The 16011-nt window shown below is 63.2% G+C and carries 10 protein-coding genes; 3 read left to right on the forward strand and 7 right to left on the reverse strand.

Features of this window, described 5'->3' with window-relative positions:
* Window positions 1-22: 22 nt before the first annotated feature.
* The 7 genes from AC1DVW_RS20495 to tagH form a co-directional block, all read right to left on the reverse strand.
* Window positions 23-2380 (reverse strand): M23 family metallopeptidase, encoded by a 2358-nt coding sequence (locus tag AC1DVW_RS20495; RefSeq protein WP_477243229.1) that lies wholly within the window; start codon window positions 2378-2380, stop codon window positions 23-25.
* Entirely contained in the window at window positions 2377-2787 is a 411-nt protein-coding gene (locus AC1DVW_RS20500) for a DUF1036 domain-containing protein (RefSeq protein ID WP_477325708.1), read from the reverse strand. Before AC1DVW_RS20500 ends, AC1DVW_RS20495 begins: the two co-directional genes overlap by 4 nt.
* A gap of 107 nt (window positions 2788-2894) precedes the next feature.
* Complete coding sequence (locus tag AC1DVW_RS20505; protein ID WP_477325449.1) at window positions 2895-5312, reverse strand: serine/threonine-protein kinase; 2418 nt, start codon at window positions 5310-5312, stop codon at window positions 2895-2897.
* Complete coding sequence (locus AC1DVW_RS20510) at window positions 5309-6094, reverse strand: PP2C family protein-serine/threonine phosphatase (protein WP_477271522.1); 786 nt, start codon at window positions 6092-6094, stop codon at window positions 5309-5311. Before AC1DVW_RS20510 ends, AC1DVW_RS20505 begins: the two co-directional genes overlap by 4 nt.
* 145 nt (window positions 6095-6239) lie before the next feature.
* Window positions 6240-9761: a type VI secretion system membrane subunit TssM gene (tssM, locus tag AC1DVW_RS20515; protein ID WP_477325450.1), complete on the reverse strand. Its 3522-nt coding sequence runs from the start codon at window positions 9759-9761 to the stop codon at window positions 6240-6242.
* A 22-nt stretch (window positions 9762-9783) separates the two neighbouring features.
* Entirely contained in the window at window positions 9784-11334 is a 1551-nt protein-coding gene (gene tssL, locus AC1DVW_RS20520; RefSeq protein ID WP_477325452.1) for a type VI secretion system protein TssL, long form, read from the reverse strand.
* A 271-nt stretch (window positions 11335-11605) separates the two neighbouring features.
* The gene (gene tagH, locus AC1DVW_RS20525; RefSeq protein WP_477325454.1) at window positions 11606-12646 is read right to left on the reverse strand and encodes a type VI secretion system-associated FHA domain protein TagH; all 1041 of its coding nucleotides are present in this window, start codon (window positions 12644-12646) and stop codon (window positions 11606-11608) included.
* A 243-nt stretch (window positions 12647-12889) separates the two neighbouring features.
* Between tagH and AC1DVW_RS20530 the strand changes: the two genes are divergently transcribed.
* The 3 genes from AC1DVW_RS20530 to AC1DVW_RS20540 are packed head-to-tail and all read left to right on the forward strand — an operon-like array spanning window position 12890 to window position 15989.
* The gene (locus AC1DVW_RS20530) at window positions 12890-15220 is read left to right on the forward strand and encodes a type VI secretion system Vgr family protein (protein WP_477325456.1); all 2331 of its coding nucleotides are present in this window, start codon (window positions 12890-12892) and stop codon (window positions 15218-15220) included.
* Window positions 15221-15228: 8 nt separating this feature from the next.
* A complete protein-coding gene (locus tag AC1DVW_RS20535; RefSeq protein ID WP_477325458.1) occupies window positions 15229-15651 on the forward strand; it encodes a DUF6484 domain-containing protein in 423 nt (140 codons plus the stop codon).
* The gene (locus tag AC1DVW_RS20540; protein WP_477325460.1) at window positions 15651-15989 is read left to right on the forward strand and encodes a hypothetical protein; all 339 of its coding nucleotides are present in this window, start codon (window positions 15651-15653) and stop codon (window positions 15987-15989) included. The genes AC1DVW_RS20535 and AC1DVW_RS20540 overlap by 1 nt, the downstream gene beginning before the upstream one ends.
* The last annotated feature ends 22 nt before the right edge of the window (window positions 15990-16011 follow it).

Here is a 16011-nt window from a genome sequence, read left to right on the forward strand (position 1 = left end):
CGGTGAAACGCGAGGGACAGGCTCAAAGCGTATTCTGAATCGAGCCTATGAGAGCCGTCACAGCCTGCTTGTATTTTTCGAACTCCGGCGACGTCTGGCGGATCTCCGTGGTCGTCGTCTGCGGGCTTGCATCGGTGGCCACGCGACTGACCTTTTGCCCCATTTTCCGTTCGGCCCAGTCCACGACATAGCTGGCGGTCTTGCCGGTAAGGAACGGGTTGGCCTGGATGACGGCCGAGCCGAGCACGGCGCTCAATTGCGCCGAACCAGGCGCCGCCAGCACCTGGTGGGCGCCTTCCATGCCGAGGAAATGACAGAGATAGAGTCGGCCAGCCGTGATCTGGTGGCCGCGCGCCCTGAGATAGGCCTCGCCCTCGCGCGCCAGGTTGCGCACCATCTCGCGCGAGATGGTGGCGTCGTAGCGCAGGGCCAAAAGGTCGGCGGTCGACAGCGTGCGTGCCAGTTCAGGACGGTAGGTGTTCATCATCCTGATCCAGGTTTTCGAGATGAACTGGCCGGCGCCGGTTGCCGAAGACAGCGGGTTCTTGGCGCGCGCGCTGCCGCCGCTTTCGACATGGACGATACGGTCGGTCAGCGTTTCGACGGCGACATCGTCGGTCGCGACCGCGGTCACCGTTACCGTGCCCAGCGGATCGATGGCCTGGCCGTTCTGATAGAGTTCGAAATGCAGATGCGGCCCGGTCGAAAGGCCGGTGGTGCCGATATAGCCAATGATGTCGCCGGCCTTCACCTTGGTGCCGACACCGCTCGCGATGGCGAATTTCGACATATGCGCGTAGCGCGTTTCGCGTCCGCCGGCATGCGCGATCTTCACCACATTGCCGTAGCCGCCGCCATCGCCCTGGAAAGTGATTTCGCCATCGAAGGCGGCGGCGATCGGTGTCCCCACCGGTGCTGCCCAATCGACGCCCTTGTGGATGCGAACCACACCGAGGATCGGATGCTTGCGCGGGCCGAAAGTCGAGGTCATGACGCCGTTGACCGGTGTCACCATGCCGTTGGCGACCGTCAGCGAGCGAACCTGGTCGTCGCCGCTGACGCAGGCGAACTGGCCGTCGCTTTGCTGGAAGACGAAACAGTCAAGGCTCTTTTCGCTGCCCTGAACGCCGACATACAACACCCGTCCTGATGTCTCGTCCTTGCCGCGCGGCGTCTGCGAATAAATCAGCACCAGACGCTGGTCCTCGCTGGCGAAGGCATCCAGATCCTCGCCTCTCGACAGATACATGATCGCTTCGCCGATCACGCCGGTCGGAACGTTGTTGCGCGCCGCCGTCGAGTAGATTGCATCGAGCAGGCGGTATTGCCTTTTGTGCGTGCCTTCGGCCTCGGCGCCCGAATAGTTGAACAGATCCTCACGCACCCATGGGTCGACACCGGAGACGAACGCGCCCGCGGCATTGCGCGTCAGCGTGCCGACAAAGACGTTCTTGGCGTAGATAGAAACCTGCATCAGCGACATCGTCGTCGTCTCGCGCGTCGGCCTGAAACCGCGCATGGCGACGACATAGCCCGGTTCCAGGCTGTCCCGATTGAACAGCGCCTTCAGGGCTTCGCCCGCCAGCCTGGCGTCGTCGGCGGAAAAATGCGCGTCCAGCGCGACGCTATCCAGGCTGCGGTCGTTGAGGATCTTCACGAACGTGTCTTCAGTCGCTTCGAAGCGTTGGTACTCGTTGGTGACGGTTGCGACGCTGGTGTTGTTTTCAACCTGCGTCTTCTGGAATGCGGGCAGGGCGGCCTCGCCGGCATCGATTGTTTCGCCCCAGCCGGCTTCGGGGTCGTCGGTGGCCGCCTGGGGGGCGGTAGCGGCTGGCGCCTCGTCCGTGCTGGGCGAGGGCTGAAGATCGTTTTGCAGATCGCCGGATGGCGGTTCGGGTGGTTCGGGCGGTGCAGCGGCGGTCTTTCGCTGCGCCTGGAAGAAGGCGAAATCCTCCTGCGTCGATGGGATCGTGGTCATGAATTTTTCGCTGGCGCTCAGCATCACGTCGGACAGAATTTCAATCTGCGGCGAAACGCCGGCCTGATCGAGTTCGGCCGGGCGGGGGATCACTTTGCCCTTCGTCGCCGCGCCGGCCTCTGGCGCCAGCGTGATCCACATCGGGTCTCCCGCCAGGTCGATGATGGCCGGTACATAGACCGAAGCGTCGGCCGGCACATCGTCCGATCCTTCGACCGCATGCAGCTCCTCGTCCTCGTCGCCGAACGACCAATAGTCGGCGGTGTAGTAGAAACCGGCGGCAATCGAACACAGCACGATCACGCCAATGCCGACGGCCAGCCCGAGCCAAAGCCTGCGCCGGCGAAGGGCGGCACGCGCCTGCCTTTTTTGCTTGAAGCTGGTGTCGATGCTGTGCGTCACGGACTGCTTCCAGTCAGGAAGAAGGTCCACCGCGCCTGGTCGAGCGTATCGACTTCGACAAATCGCGCGGCGATATGGCCACGCTGCCAGCACTCTTCGATGCCGCGGATCGAGAAGCGCCGCCGCTCGATGCACATGTCGGTCGCCCCGCTCAGGATCGCGTGACCAAAAACGTCCGTCGCATAGATGTAGATGTAGCGGTTCGTCAGTTCCTCGCGGATGACGTTGACGCATTGATTGGCGCCGATGGTCCACCAGCCGTCGGTCTGGTCGGCATTGTCGACCTTCTGGCCAACGGCGAGGTTGACGACGTCGAGCGTCTGGTTGCAGACGGTGAATTCGGCGCGGGCCTGGCCGGCCGACAGCAGCACCAGCAATGCCGCGCCCAGAATCACGGCAAGCTTCATACGCGCCGTCAGCGCAAGCAGGGCTCGAACCGCGTCACGCTGCTTTTCGGGCGGGACTGCGGGCGGGCATGTCGAGCGCGGGCGGCGGGGTTCCATCGGCGTCCATGCTACCCGCCGAGCCGGAAATACTTGGCGGTCGCGGAGTATTCGGATCCTTTCGTTCCGATCTCCTCGAGAATTTTTGGCAGCAGCTCCCAGGCCGGCATCGGCGTCGAAAACGATGCCGCCTGAATTTCCTCCGGGCCGGTGATCACCATGATGAGCTGCGGTACGGCCTTGCCGGTGGCCTTGTCGGCGGCGCCGAGACCGATCGGGATGCTGAAGCTAGCCTTGTCGGACTCTGCGATGACACGGTCGTCGAGGTTGAATGCCATGCCCTTGTGGTCGATCAGCAGCACACTGGAAACCAGGCCGCCATGCGTCACCAGCGTGCCGCTGATCGGCGAGCCGTTCGGCACCGACGTCTGATCGAGCACAAGCTGCGGCTTGTCGGCCGCACCGGCGCCCAGGAAACGCAGGAAGTTGGTGACTTCGCACTGGCTTGGCTCGATGAGCCGGACACTGACGTCGGGCTCGACATGGAACCTTGCCTGGAAGTCGCCCAGCATTTGCTGGAAAGGCGGGACTGTCGTGCCGATGCCTTCGATCGCCACGGCCGTTTCGGTGGCTGACGTGACCGTCGCATAAAAGCAGTCGCCGCCGCTGAAGTCGCGAACCCAGGCGACCCGCTGCGCGTTGTCGTCGACGGGAGGCGCCGGCGGGGTTTCCGGCTTGGGCACATTCAAGACGACGGCCGTGCCGGCCGGTTTCTGCGCCGGCGTGTCAGCCGGCTGGTTTTGTGCATTGTTTGCATTGGGCTGGCTTGGGTCGGGTACTTGCGCAGTTGGTGCTGGCGCAATCGGTTCGGGGGCGGCCGCCTGGGGCTCTGCTGGTGGGCTGGCCGGCGGCTCGGGCTCTGCGCTCTTGACGACATCTGGCTGGGCTGCTGGCGGTGCCGGGACCGGCTCGGCCGGTGGCTGCAGCTCGACAGCCTTGTCGACCGGCTGAGCGGGCTTCTGCTCAGTGCTGTTCAATGTGTCCGGCTTTGGCTGCGGAACGATCTCGGTCGGCGGCGGGGCTGCGACAGGCGGCGATGGTGCTGCGGCAGACGGCGTCGCTTTGGCCTGGGGTTCTGGTGCCGCCGGGGTAGTCTCTGCTTGCGGCTGCGTCGGTGGCTTGGCCGCCGGCGGTTCCGGGACATTCGCCTGCTCATCCACGGCGGCCGGCTTTTTTGACAGGTCGGGTTGCAGCGGCGGTGTCTTGGCGGGAGTGTTGATGGACGAGCCGCCCCCGAAATCCACGAAACCGGACGCATAGAGACCCACGCCGACGGCAACGACAATTGCTGCCAGCGCCGCAATCGTCAGCTTCCCCGTCGTTGCAGGCTTCTTTGCCGGGATCGCCCGAGCTGGGGCAATCAGCGGCGCCTTCGGCTGCGACAGATGTGCCGGGCGAATGTGCGGAACGAAACGCGGCTCGTCGCCTTCAGGAATTGCGGCCCTCGACAACGGAACGGCGGCAGGCGGCGGCGTGGTCGATGGGGTGATGGAAACCGGGCGCCCGGTCTGTATTCCGCCTGTTCGCTCGTCGCGCGCCCTCACGGCGGTGGTGCGATCGGTTTCCACCGACGTGTTGCCGCGTGTCATTGCCGCAATGTCGGCCATGCTTGCCGGTCGGTCCTGCGGCGCCGATTGCAGCATTGCTTCGATGATCGGTCGAAAATCGGCATCGATATCGGACAGGTCCGGCACGGTTCGGCGCTTTTCGACGATCTCGAACTGGGACCCGGCCATGTCGATCGGCTTGCCGCGCAACGCGGCAGCCAGCACCAGACCCAGGCTGTAGATATCGGACTGTTCGCCGACATCGCCGCCATAGAGCCCAAGCTGCTCCGGCGAGACGTAGTTGTATTTTCCAGCGAATTTTCCGCCGATCAGCGTCTCGCCGCCGATGGTCGCCGAACGCGCGATGCCGAAATCGATGATCTTGGCGCGGTCGACCCGGCCGCCTGGCAGGATGATGTTGTCCGGCGACAGGTCGCGATGGATCGCCCCTGCCTCATGCACGGCGCTGAGGCCCGAAGCGAGCCGGTGGCACAGTTTGCGCACATCTTCCGTCGCCATCGCGCCGCGACGCATGACATCGTAGAGGGACTCGCCGTCGACGAATTCCATCGCCAGGTAAGGCCGTCCGATCCCGGTATCGATGGTGAAGACGTGATAGCGCACGACAGCGTCGTGCGACAAATGGTTGAGGATTGATGCTTCCTTGCGAAACAGGGACAGGATCGTCTGGTCGCGGGCGAATTCCGGCAGCACGATCTTGATCGCAACATGGTCGCCGGTCTGGATGTTGTGCCCGCGATAAACCTCGCCCATCCCGCCCGACGCGATACGTTCGTCGAGTTCGTAAATGCCGCTGAGCTGGGTGCCGACGGTCGTGTCTGCCATGTTGGGCAATAGCCGCGTCTTGTCGTCGGCACTCATTGGCTGCGGCCTCCCGCCCTGGACAGGTCCGAACCATTCCCTCTGTCTCTGATCTTGACCAGCACGATGGTGACGTTGTCGGTCCCGCCGCGTTCGAGGACTGTTGCCAAAAGGCTTTCGCATGCCGCCTGCGGCGCTGCCGCGACCACCGCTGCCGCGATCTCGGCATCGCTGACATGGGCAGTCAGGCCGTCGGTAGCCAGGACAAAAACGTCTCCCGCCAGGGTCTCTCCTTGCTGGAAGTCGATGGCGATTTCGTCGCTGACGCCGATCGCCCGCGTAATGACGTTGCGGCGCGGCCAGTTCTCAGCCTCGGCCGCGCTGATCATGCCGCTGTCGAGAAGCTCCTGAACCTCGGTGTGGTCCCGCGAAATCTGCGAGATCTCGCGGTTGCGGATCAGATAGACGCGGCTGTCGCCCGACCACAGGCAGGCAAACCTGCCGTCCATGGCCAGCAAAGCGGCGACGGTGGAGCCTATGGTTACGCCGCGCGATCGGGCAATCTGGCGGATCTCGTCATGAGCCCGGCTAAGCCGATCTTCAAAGCGCGCCCGAAGGTCGGGTGCCGAACTGGCGATGCCGATCGTTGCCAGATGCTCGACGATGCTTGCCGAAGCCACTTCTCCAGCCTCGTGGCCGCCCATGCCGTCGGCCACGACCCAGAGACCGATTTGCGGCTCGACCAGATAACTGTCTTCATTGTGGTGACGCACGCAGCCCTTGTGGCTCACGCCGTAGCTTTCAAAGGCGGCATCGTTCACTTGCCTGTCAGCGCTTTCCAAGCGCTCCTCCGCAACGCGTTGTTGAGCGCGCATGGGCAGTCTGCCACACGCTCACCCATTAGAATATCGAAATCTAAGCCGGCAGTAGTGCCAGGCGGGATGCCGCTGCAAGAAGTCGATCGGCCTGTTTTCCATGCGATCTCCACTAGAAAGCCTTCGGACAGCTGAACCCGGATAGTGCCGGCAGCATAAGGGGATTGCTGCCTGCCCCCGTCTGGATCGTGTAAGCCACATCGCGTCCGCCAATGACGAAACGGGCTTCGAGACTGTCGCCGTTGTCCGTGTTCGACCCCTTGTCCAGCAGCCGTTTCAACGCCCATGGCCCGTCGAATTTGAGTGCCGACTCGCGGCCTGGAAGTTCCGGCGTCAGACTCAGACTGGCCGATCCGGAAATGCCCGGCCAGGTCACCAGGCCCGGCGTGTTGCCGGCCTGGGTGGCCTGCAGGATCTGACCATCGATATTGAGCTGCGCGGTGTCGGCGTCGCCATGCAACGACAGCGGCGTGAAGGTGAAGTTGACCGATGGAACTGGGCCGCCCAACGGAAAGAAAGCGCTGCGAATCTGCGCCGCAAGCTGGAAGTCCTTCAGCGTCGATTTCGCCAGGCTGCGGCCGAACTTCGTATCCTGTTTCCACTCCCAATCCTGAGCGCTCATGTCGACCAGGGAGGCGAGATTCTGCGCGAAAAATCTGTCCAGCACGCCACCCGGAGCGAACAGTTTGGCAAAATCCGCCATCGGCACGTCGTCGGTAGCGGCCGGGGCGAACGGAAAGCGGCCGCCGATGGCCTCTTCGCACGGGCGGGCGACCGCTTCGTCGAGCATTTCATTGAGATGCGCGACCGAGGTTTCGGCGGCGGTGCCTTCAAAATCGTCCGCCGCGGCACTGACCATTCGAGCAAGCGCCTTCGGCAGGCGCGAGGCGTTGGCGCGAAGGGTCGAAATCTGCAGCTGCAGATTGGCGTTGACCTGATCCGTCTGGGCCGGAACATCGGCCGCCAGTCGTACGCTTTGATAGATTTCGCGGAAATTCTGGGTCAAGGCGTCGATCGGGCGTTGGCCGGGAGCACCGGCGACCAGGGCCTGGAACGACCGGAACTGCGCTTCGATGTTCGCCCCTGGATCCTGGCCCGGTGCGTTGACGAATGCCGCGCCGGCGCGCGCCTGTGACTTGCGCGCCGCCAGCTCGATGCCGATGCGGGCGAGGCCCTTGGCGCGCTCCGCGGTCTCCTTTGCGCCGCTCTCGGTGCTGCCGGGGTCGCGCTCGCGTGTCAAAGCCGTTTCGCGGGCAATCGCCTCGAACAGCTGCATGATCGGCGAGGTTGGCGACCCGGCTGCGGACAGCGCGAGATATTGCGGCTTGTCGGCCACCATCGCCTTGAACTTCAATCTGTCGAGAACCTCGTTCCACTGCGAAGCAAAACCCTTGCCGTAGCGATCGAGCAGCTCGGGGCCGAGTTTGAGCAATTCCTGGTCGAAGCCGCCTTGCTCGCCACCGCTGCCGACCACCCATTGGTCGTCGACAAGCGCCTGCGCAATCCTGGCGAGCTGGGCGAGGTAGAAATCGAAGCCGGCATAGGTGTAGAGCCCGGGGACACGAAGGCTCGACAGATCATTGCCATCGTTGCGCTCGAACAGCAGCGACGCTTCCGGGCCGGCGCGCTGGGACACCGAAAAATCGTCCAGCGCCGCAGCATAGGTCGCCGACTGGATGAGCGCGGTTGCGCGATCGGCAAGCGTCATGCGTCCGAGCGAGCGCTGGGCGGATTCGACGAGCGAGCGGTTCAGTTCGAACAGTGGATCATAGGCGTCGTCAAGGACAAGCATGGCGCGCAGATGCTTCTCCAATTGCACGCGCCCATCGCGGTTGCTCGCTCCCGGGTATCGGTTCTGCTCCCAGTCCCGCTTCAACCAGGTGACGACCAGTTCGTCGTCCACTTTCGGCGCCTTGCCGCCAAGCATGAGGTAGATTTTCAATGGCTCGTAGAGTGCCATCGGATCAGCCATCTTGGCGTCGATCGTTCGTTCGAGCTGAAACAGCAGGCGGGAGCGGAACATGCGCTCCAGGGCCTGCCGGTAGGCCGTTTCCGACGCCGAAAGCAGTCTTTCGCGCTGGCTGAGACCGAGCGTCGCCTTGGCCGGCGTTGGCTGTTCCCTGCTTTCGTAGCCGGCCGGCAAGCTGCGCAGCGCATCCAGCGCGCCGATCACGGTTTCGAGGTCCGCATCGGACACGGTCGTGCTTTTGAGCAGCGGAGCGGCGGTGTCGCGGTATTGGCTGACGGCCTGGTTGGTGGCGGCGATCAGCGATCGGTTGGTGGCGAAGCTCAGGCCCAGCGCGCCAAGTCCGGCAGCCGCGACTGCTGCGATAACAGCCATGCCGCCAAAACGGGCGATCGCGGCCCGCCTGTCGGCCGCCCTGTCATAGGAGACCCATCCCGACTCGGCGAAAATGACGCGGCTCAGCAAATCATGCAGAAAGAAGCTCTTGCCGGTGCCGGAAAGATGCGGCTGGGCGCTGCTGCCGAAACTGCGGCCGATACTGCCCAGCAGCTGGTCGATCGGTGTGCCCTCCTGGGTGCCGGACGAAAAATACAGGCCGCGCGGAGTGGCATTCAGCTGTTTGCGGGTCGGCTCGAAGACGCTGTTGAGGAAATGGATGACGCGCCCCTTGAGCGCGCCGAGCTGGGCCGCAAAGCCAAAGATGGCAATGCGCGCGACGGGATCGGTCTCTTGCTGCAGGCTGTCGGTCATGCCCTCGGTCAGGCGTTTTACCAGAGCGTCGAATTCGGCCGGGGCCTCGCCGACCATGTTCAGGCCGCGATCCGCGGTCTGGAATGTCGCGCCCCACACCTTCCGTCGGCGCGCGTCATCGAAACCGCCGAAAGTCTCCATGAAGCCGGAGACCAAATCGGCCTTCGTGAACAGCACATAGACGGGGAACTGGATCTTCAGGACCTCGTGGATTTCCTGCAGACGGCTGCGGATTTCGACGACATGGGCATCAGGCGCCCGATCGTCGGGGGCCATCAGGTCGGCAAGGCTGATGGCCAGGATGACGCCGTTGATCGGCTGCCTGGCCCGATGCTTCTTGAGCAGCGCCAGAAATGCCAGCCAGCTTTTCTTGTCGGTCTGCGCATTGGAATCCTGCGTCGTATAGCGCCCGGCCGTGTCGATCAGCACCGCTTCGTCGGTGAACCACCAGTCACAATTGCGCGTGCCGCCGACGCCCGCGACCGGCTGCGCCTGGCCCGATCCCGCGAGGGGAAACTTCAGCCCGGAATTGACCAGCGCCGTGGTTTTGCCGGCGCCCGGCGGGCCGATGATGATGTACCAGGGAATGTCGTAGAGAAAGTTGCGCTTGCCGCTCGATCGCTTGAGCGTCGCGACAGCCTCGCTCATGCCAGCCTCGAGCACCTTTGCATCGCTGCCGTCGTCGCTGGCGCTGGCTATGGCGGCTTCCAGCGCTTTCTGCGCCTTGCGCCTTTGCCAGAAGCGGAGCCCGTACCAGACCACCACGGATACGACGACGACACCGATGATCGTCGCGCGCAGCCAGACTGGCTCAAGCGGTCGCGAGCCGGCGAAGCGGATCAACGGCCCCGCATACCAGACCGCGGCGGCAAAGCCGGCCAGTGCAAGCGTGCTGAAGATCCGCAAAAGCCAGATCATGGGCGCTTCCAGCCGATCCCGGTCACAGCGTCTCCTCCCGCGGGATCATCACATCGACACGACGGTTCTTGGTCCGGCCCTCCGGGGTTGCGTTGTCGGCAATCGGTTCGTCCTCGCCCTTGCCGTCCACACTTGTGCGCGATGGATCACTGAAATGCGGTGCCATCATCTTTTCGACCGACTTGGCGCGGGCGACGGAAAGGTCGAAATTCGATTTGAACTCGCTCGACTTGCGCGGTTTGACATTGTCCGTGTGGCCAATGATCTTGATCGGGCCTCGCTCGGTATCGAGAGCCGCCGCGATGCGCGCCGCAACCGGTTCGAACTCGGGCTTGACGTCGGCTTTTCCGGACTGGAACAGCAGGACATTGCTGATTTCCACGACGATGAAATCGCCCTTGGTGCCGACACTCACGCCGCCGGTCTCGATCTCCTTGGCCAGCGCGGCGCGGATGCGATCGACCTGGGCAATCGTCGGTGCAGCGACGACCTTTACCTCCTCGGTGAGCGGGACGAAGCTGGCGCGTTCGATGGTGATCGGTGTCGCCGGATTGAGCGCCAGCAATTCGCCGGCAAGAGCATCGCCTTCGTTGGTGATGAAAACCCGCAGCGCGAAAAACGCCGCCGTCAAAACGGCCGTCGTCGCGGCCGCGATCGCCCAGAGCGGCACCCGCCTCGAGGCTTGCGCTGCTGTCATCGACAGGCCTTGCCAATGCGGCGAGATCTCGTCGTCACCGCCCGTCCTGAAATAGGCGAGCGTCTCGTGGACGTCGCGACGGACGCGTTCGAGACCGCCGTCTTCGCGCGCCGAGCCGCGATACTGGCCTTCGAACCCCAGCGACAGGCAGACATGCATCAGTTCGATCAGGTCGCAGTGGGTCTCCGGCGCAGCCAGCACCGTGTTCAGCGCCTGGAAAAAACCCGCGCCGGTCGGTTTGAGCTGAAAGAATTGCGACAGCATGCCGTGCTGCGCCCAAAAGTCGTGGTTGGAACCGGGCAGGTTTGCGATGATGTCGTCAGCGGTCTCGCAAAGCACAAACTTCGCAATGCGCGCATCCTCTTCGGAGGTATCGGTTTTCGCGATCTTGCTGTCGAATTCCTCGATCAGTTCGACAGCGCGATCCGCCAGCGGCTCAGCCTGTCTCTCGACAGCCACCAATCGGAGATGACCCAGCAGCATCAGCAGCGGCGCAGCGGCAACAATGATCGGGTTTGCAGCGCCATAGTCGACGCCGTCGCCGGCAGTGAGGAGGGCACCCTCAGGGGCGTTTCGTACCGTCTCGGCGGCACTTTGAGGTGGCTGTCCAGCGGGACCGGGAGAGCCGGCCGGCATGGCGGCGTCGTCCACAAACGGCACGCCTTGATAGATCACCGTTCCGGTTGCCCCGTCCGGTGGTGCTTGTTGGCCGGCAGTGGGATCGAAAACAGTTGAATCCCGGGTCTTTGCCGATGCCAGTATCGTGCTGTCGGGCGTCGGCCTGTCGCGGGCGAGGGTCGTTTTTTGCTTGCGGCCGGGATTGGCGCGAATGATGGTTTTGCCCGCCGGGCCGAAAGGATCGTCCTTTGAGCTCATCGTCGAGCTTCCGTCGACGCGCACGCGCAGAAACGCTGACTACAAAACGCTGTCTCGCCGTACCAAGACATTTGCCGCAGACCCCCAGGTCAATCAACCGTACCCGCTTGGCGAACTGTCGTATGTGATCGTAATCTCAGAAGTTGCCGATTGAAACCGGATGCGCGTGGCGAGGAAATTTTTCTGCGCCGGCTGACAAAGCAGCGTCGGTTGCGCGCCCGAAGAACGCCTCGCGCTGCAGCCGTATCCGGCCCGCGCCCTCAAACCGACCTTAGCTCTTCCCGGTCTGTTTCTGTTTGGCGGCCTTAGCATAGGCCTCGCTGAAATAGGCCAGGAATATGTCCAGCATGCCGTTTTCGTGGGCTTCCTCCTTTGCCCGCCATGTCGCGACAAAGGCATCCCAGGCGCGCGGCTTTTTCGAGGCAAAGGACGACGGCGGAAGCTTTTTGGCAATCGCTTCGGGCGATAGGTCGTCGAGCAGCCGCGACAGCGCCGCTTGCATGGCGGCGAAGGTGGCGAATTCATGGGTCTTGAGGTCGTGGAAGGCGTCCTCGATGCTGTGCCTGGCATCGAGATAGCCGGCCCTGCGGCGTGCGAACATGATCTCGAGGATTTCGTCCGTCCCCGGGACAAACTTCAACGGATTGTTGTCGGCGGCGTTGATCATCGTTCGGTCGCTGCTTTTGACCAGGACTTTTGCCGCGGCTCGTGCCTTCAGCAGCAAAACCAGCTCGTCGACGACGATACGCAGGATCGAGCCGATTTCGCCGGCCACTTCATGCGACGGGCGATGCAGCAGCACTTCCGCCGGAATGCCGGCCCCAATGGCGATCCTGCGCAGGATTTCGTCCGCTTCGACAGCTTGGCCGGCGGCCGGCAGGGAAGGCGTGACCCGCGATGGCGGCGGCATGGCGCGCTCCGGAGCTTGTCCGACCCCGGTGTGCCGCTGCGTCGAGCCGTGGCCGGTTCCAGGATTGCCCACGTCGAACGCCGCATTCTCGGCATCGATCGACACCGAAACGATGTAGCGGCCGATCCGCAGCCGATCGCCTTGAACCAGCCGGTGCGGGCCGGCGAGGCGCTGGTTCGATCCATTGACGAAGGTGCCATTGCGCGAGACGTCATGCAGCCAAAATGCGTTGCCTTCGTAGCGAACTTCGCAATGCCGGCCGGAGATGAACTTGTCCGGGTCGGGCAGGCTCCAGTCGCAATTCTCGCGCCCGATCTCGAAGCTGCGATCACGCGATCTGTAGCCGAGCGGCAGGCCGGCGGGCAGGACATCGACATTGTTGATCTGCAGACTGATGAACATCCGGAATCGCCTGGCAATCGCTGATCGGCACTGCGCCATTCTAGCAGCTTGCGCGCGCAGGGGGACAGCCGCCTTTCAAACCGATCAAAGGGTTCCGTCACCGCGCGTCCGCTTTGGCCGCAAGGAGAACATGTGGTAGGCTCAACATCGCGGATGCGAAAAGTTCCTGAACGTGATGCCGTTAACACAACAGGAGCTTCAAATCCGCCACACTAGCGGCCGCGTCCAGGAGGGGCACGACCCATGCCGAGTGAACAACGCGCCGCGGTTGTGCAGACACCGGTTGGCGCCGAGCTGTTGACCTTCACCAATCTCATCGGTCGCGATGAGATCAGCCGCTGCTTTGCCTACACGGTGGGATTTGTCAGCACCAGCTCGGACATCGATCCGTTGAAGATGCTGGGCGGGGCGGTTTCGATCGAAGGTGAATCCGATCCGAAGCGCTGGTTCAGCGGCCTCATCTCGGATTTTCGCCTGACCCGCATCGAGGATCGCCTGGCTCACTACGAGGCGATCGTCAGGCCGTGGCTATGGTTCCTCGGCAACACCACCGACTGCCGCATCTTTCAGGACAAGAGCGTCGTCGAGATCGTCGAGGCGATCTTCTCCAAATACAGCGTCGCCAAGTTCGAAAAGCGCCTGCAGGGGTCATATCCTCCCCGCGAATATTGCGTGCAATACGACGAGACCGACCTCGATTTCGTGCAGCGGTTGCTCGAGCACGAGGGCATCCTGTATTTCTTCGAGCACGGCGATGGCGAGCACACGCTGGTCCTGGCTGATGCGATGAGCAAGCTGAAGCCGGCGCCGGGCTATGAAAAAGTGCCCTATCACTTCGAAGGCCAGGGCTCGCGCCGCGATGTCGAATACATCACCGAATGGATTCCGGGCAGTTCGGTGCGGCCGGGCGCCTATGCTCACACCGATTACGACTTCAAGAAGCCGGCTGCCGATTTGATGGCCAAGTCAGACCAGGCGTTCGGCCACAAGCTGGCCGCCGGCGAGAACTACCGCCAGCCCGGCGCCCATCTGGAGGTCGGCCGTGGCGACACCTTGGCCGGCATACGGCGCGAGGAGCTTCAGGCGGTGCACAAGCGCATCGCCGCGGTCGGAACCGTGCGCGGTCTGTTTTCCGGCTGCACCTTCACACTCGAAGGCTTCCCTCGCGACGACCAGAACCAGGAATATCTGGTGGTCAGCGCCGAATACAGGCTGTTCGACCCGGGATACCGGGCCGGCGTCGACACCGATGGCGAGAATTTCAAGGTGATCCTCGGCGTGGCGCCCACCGCTCTACCCTATCGTCCACCACGCATCACGCCACGGCCGATCATGCGCGGGCCGCAGACGGCAACCGTCGTCGGACCTTCGGGCGAAGAAATATTCACCGACAAATATGCCCGGGTGAAGGTGCAGTTCCATTGGGACCGGCTGGGCAAGAAGGACCAGAACAGCTCCTGCTTCGTGCGCGTCTCGCAGACCTGGGCCGGCAGCGGCTGGGGCTTCATCCAGATACCGCGCATCGGCCAGGAGGTGATCGTCGATTTCATCGAAGGCGATCCGGACCTGCCGATCATCACCGGCAGGGTCTACAACGCTTCGCAGATGCCGCCCTACGGGCTGCCGGGCAGCGCCACCCAATCCGGCTGGAAGTCGGACTCTTCCAAGGGCGGTGGCGGCTACAACGAGCTGATGTTCGAGGACAAGGCCGGCTCCGAACTGGTCAATTTCCAGGCCCAGAAGGACCACAACCTTCTGATCAAGCACGACCGCACCAAGCTGGTGCAGCACGATCAGTCGGACCGCATCGACCACGACGCCAAGCACTCCGTCGGCCACAACCTCGACGAGGACGTCGGCAACAACAAGACGGTCAAGGTCGGCGTCGATCAGACCACCAACATCGGCAACAACGACACCGAAACGGTGGGGACGAACCGGTCGCTGACGGTGGGGTCCAACGAGACGATCGGCATCGGTTCGAACTCCACCGAAACGATCGGCGCCAACCACACGCAGACCGTAGCGATCGTCCAGACGGTGACCGTTGGCGCGGCGCGGGTCGATTCGGTTGGAGCATCCGAGACCCGGACCGTGGGCGGTCCGCAAGACAATACGATCGGGGCCTCGCGGTCGGTCAGCGTGGGGGCGGCGCAGAGCCATGATATCGGCGCGGATGACAGCTGGAACATTGGTGCCAGCCAGAGTGTGCAAATCGCCGCGGATCAGGGCGTCAAGATCGGCGGCGCGCAGAATTCGGAGATCGCGAAGACGTGGATCGTCAAGGTGGGCGAGGACAACTCGACCCAGGTCGGCGGCGCGCATGAACTCAAGATCGGCAAGAAGAGCCTTACCCAAGTCGGCGAGGATGCGGGGATGGTGGTCGGCAAGAACCTGACCATCGAAGCCAAGGACTCGATAACGATCAAGACCGGTAGTGCCGAGATCATTATGAAGAAGGATGGAACTATCACCATCAAGGGAAAGGACATTACGGTCAAAGGTTCGGGAAAGATCAATGTCGACGCTTCGAGCGATATCGTCATGAAGGGCAGCAACATACTGCAGAATTGAGGTTCGAAATGGTTGCGTTGAAATCGCGGATCGAGGGTGTCGTTATCGGCGTTCTGTTGGGCTTCGAGGAGGCCACGCCGCTGGTCGTATTCGCAGGCAATCCAAAGGAGACTGCGCTCAAGGCGAAGAGCCTCGTCGCGCTGGGTCCGGACGCGATCGCCTCCGAAGTGGCACTGCTGTTCGAGGAGGGGGATCCAATACGTCCGCTGATCGTCGGACGCATTGTCGATCCGACCCGCGACCGGAAGCCGCGGGCGTACAGTGACGGGCGCCAGGTGCGGATCGATGGCGAGGAACGCGTCGAACTCCGCTGCGGCAAAGCGACCATCATCCTGGAAAAAGACGGTCATATCACCATTCGCGGCACATATGTCACCAGCCATGCCAGTGCGGCAAATCGTATCCGCGGTGGCTCGGTCAACCTCAACTGATGCCGCGCGCACCCGTCCTTCCGAAAATCGTGCGCCAGCACGCGGAGATGGCGGCGTTCCTGTGGACAGTCTACGACCGGCACCTGCTGCACCCGGACGAGAATCCCGACATGGACGCCGAGCGGCTCGCGCGGCTGGTCGAGCGGTTGGAGGCACATTTGGACGGGCTGTGGGTGGCGGGACCGGACGGCAATCGGATCGCCCAGGAACGGTTCGCCGAATATCCCGAAGCGGGCGAGTTGTTCGTCGTGCGCATGCTGGAGGCGAAGCGCCCGATCCCGGTCAGAGAGCTGGACCTTGAAAAGGTCAGAGAATATCTCGGGGCGAACGGGGTGTAGATCGTTAAGCAAGCTGCAGCGC

This window comes from Mesorhizobium sp. P3_B5 (assembly GCF_056402815.1).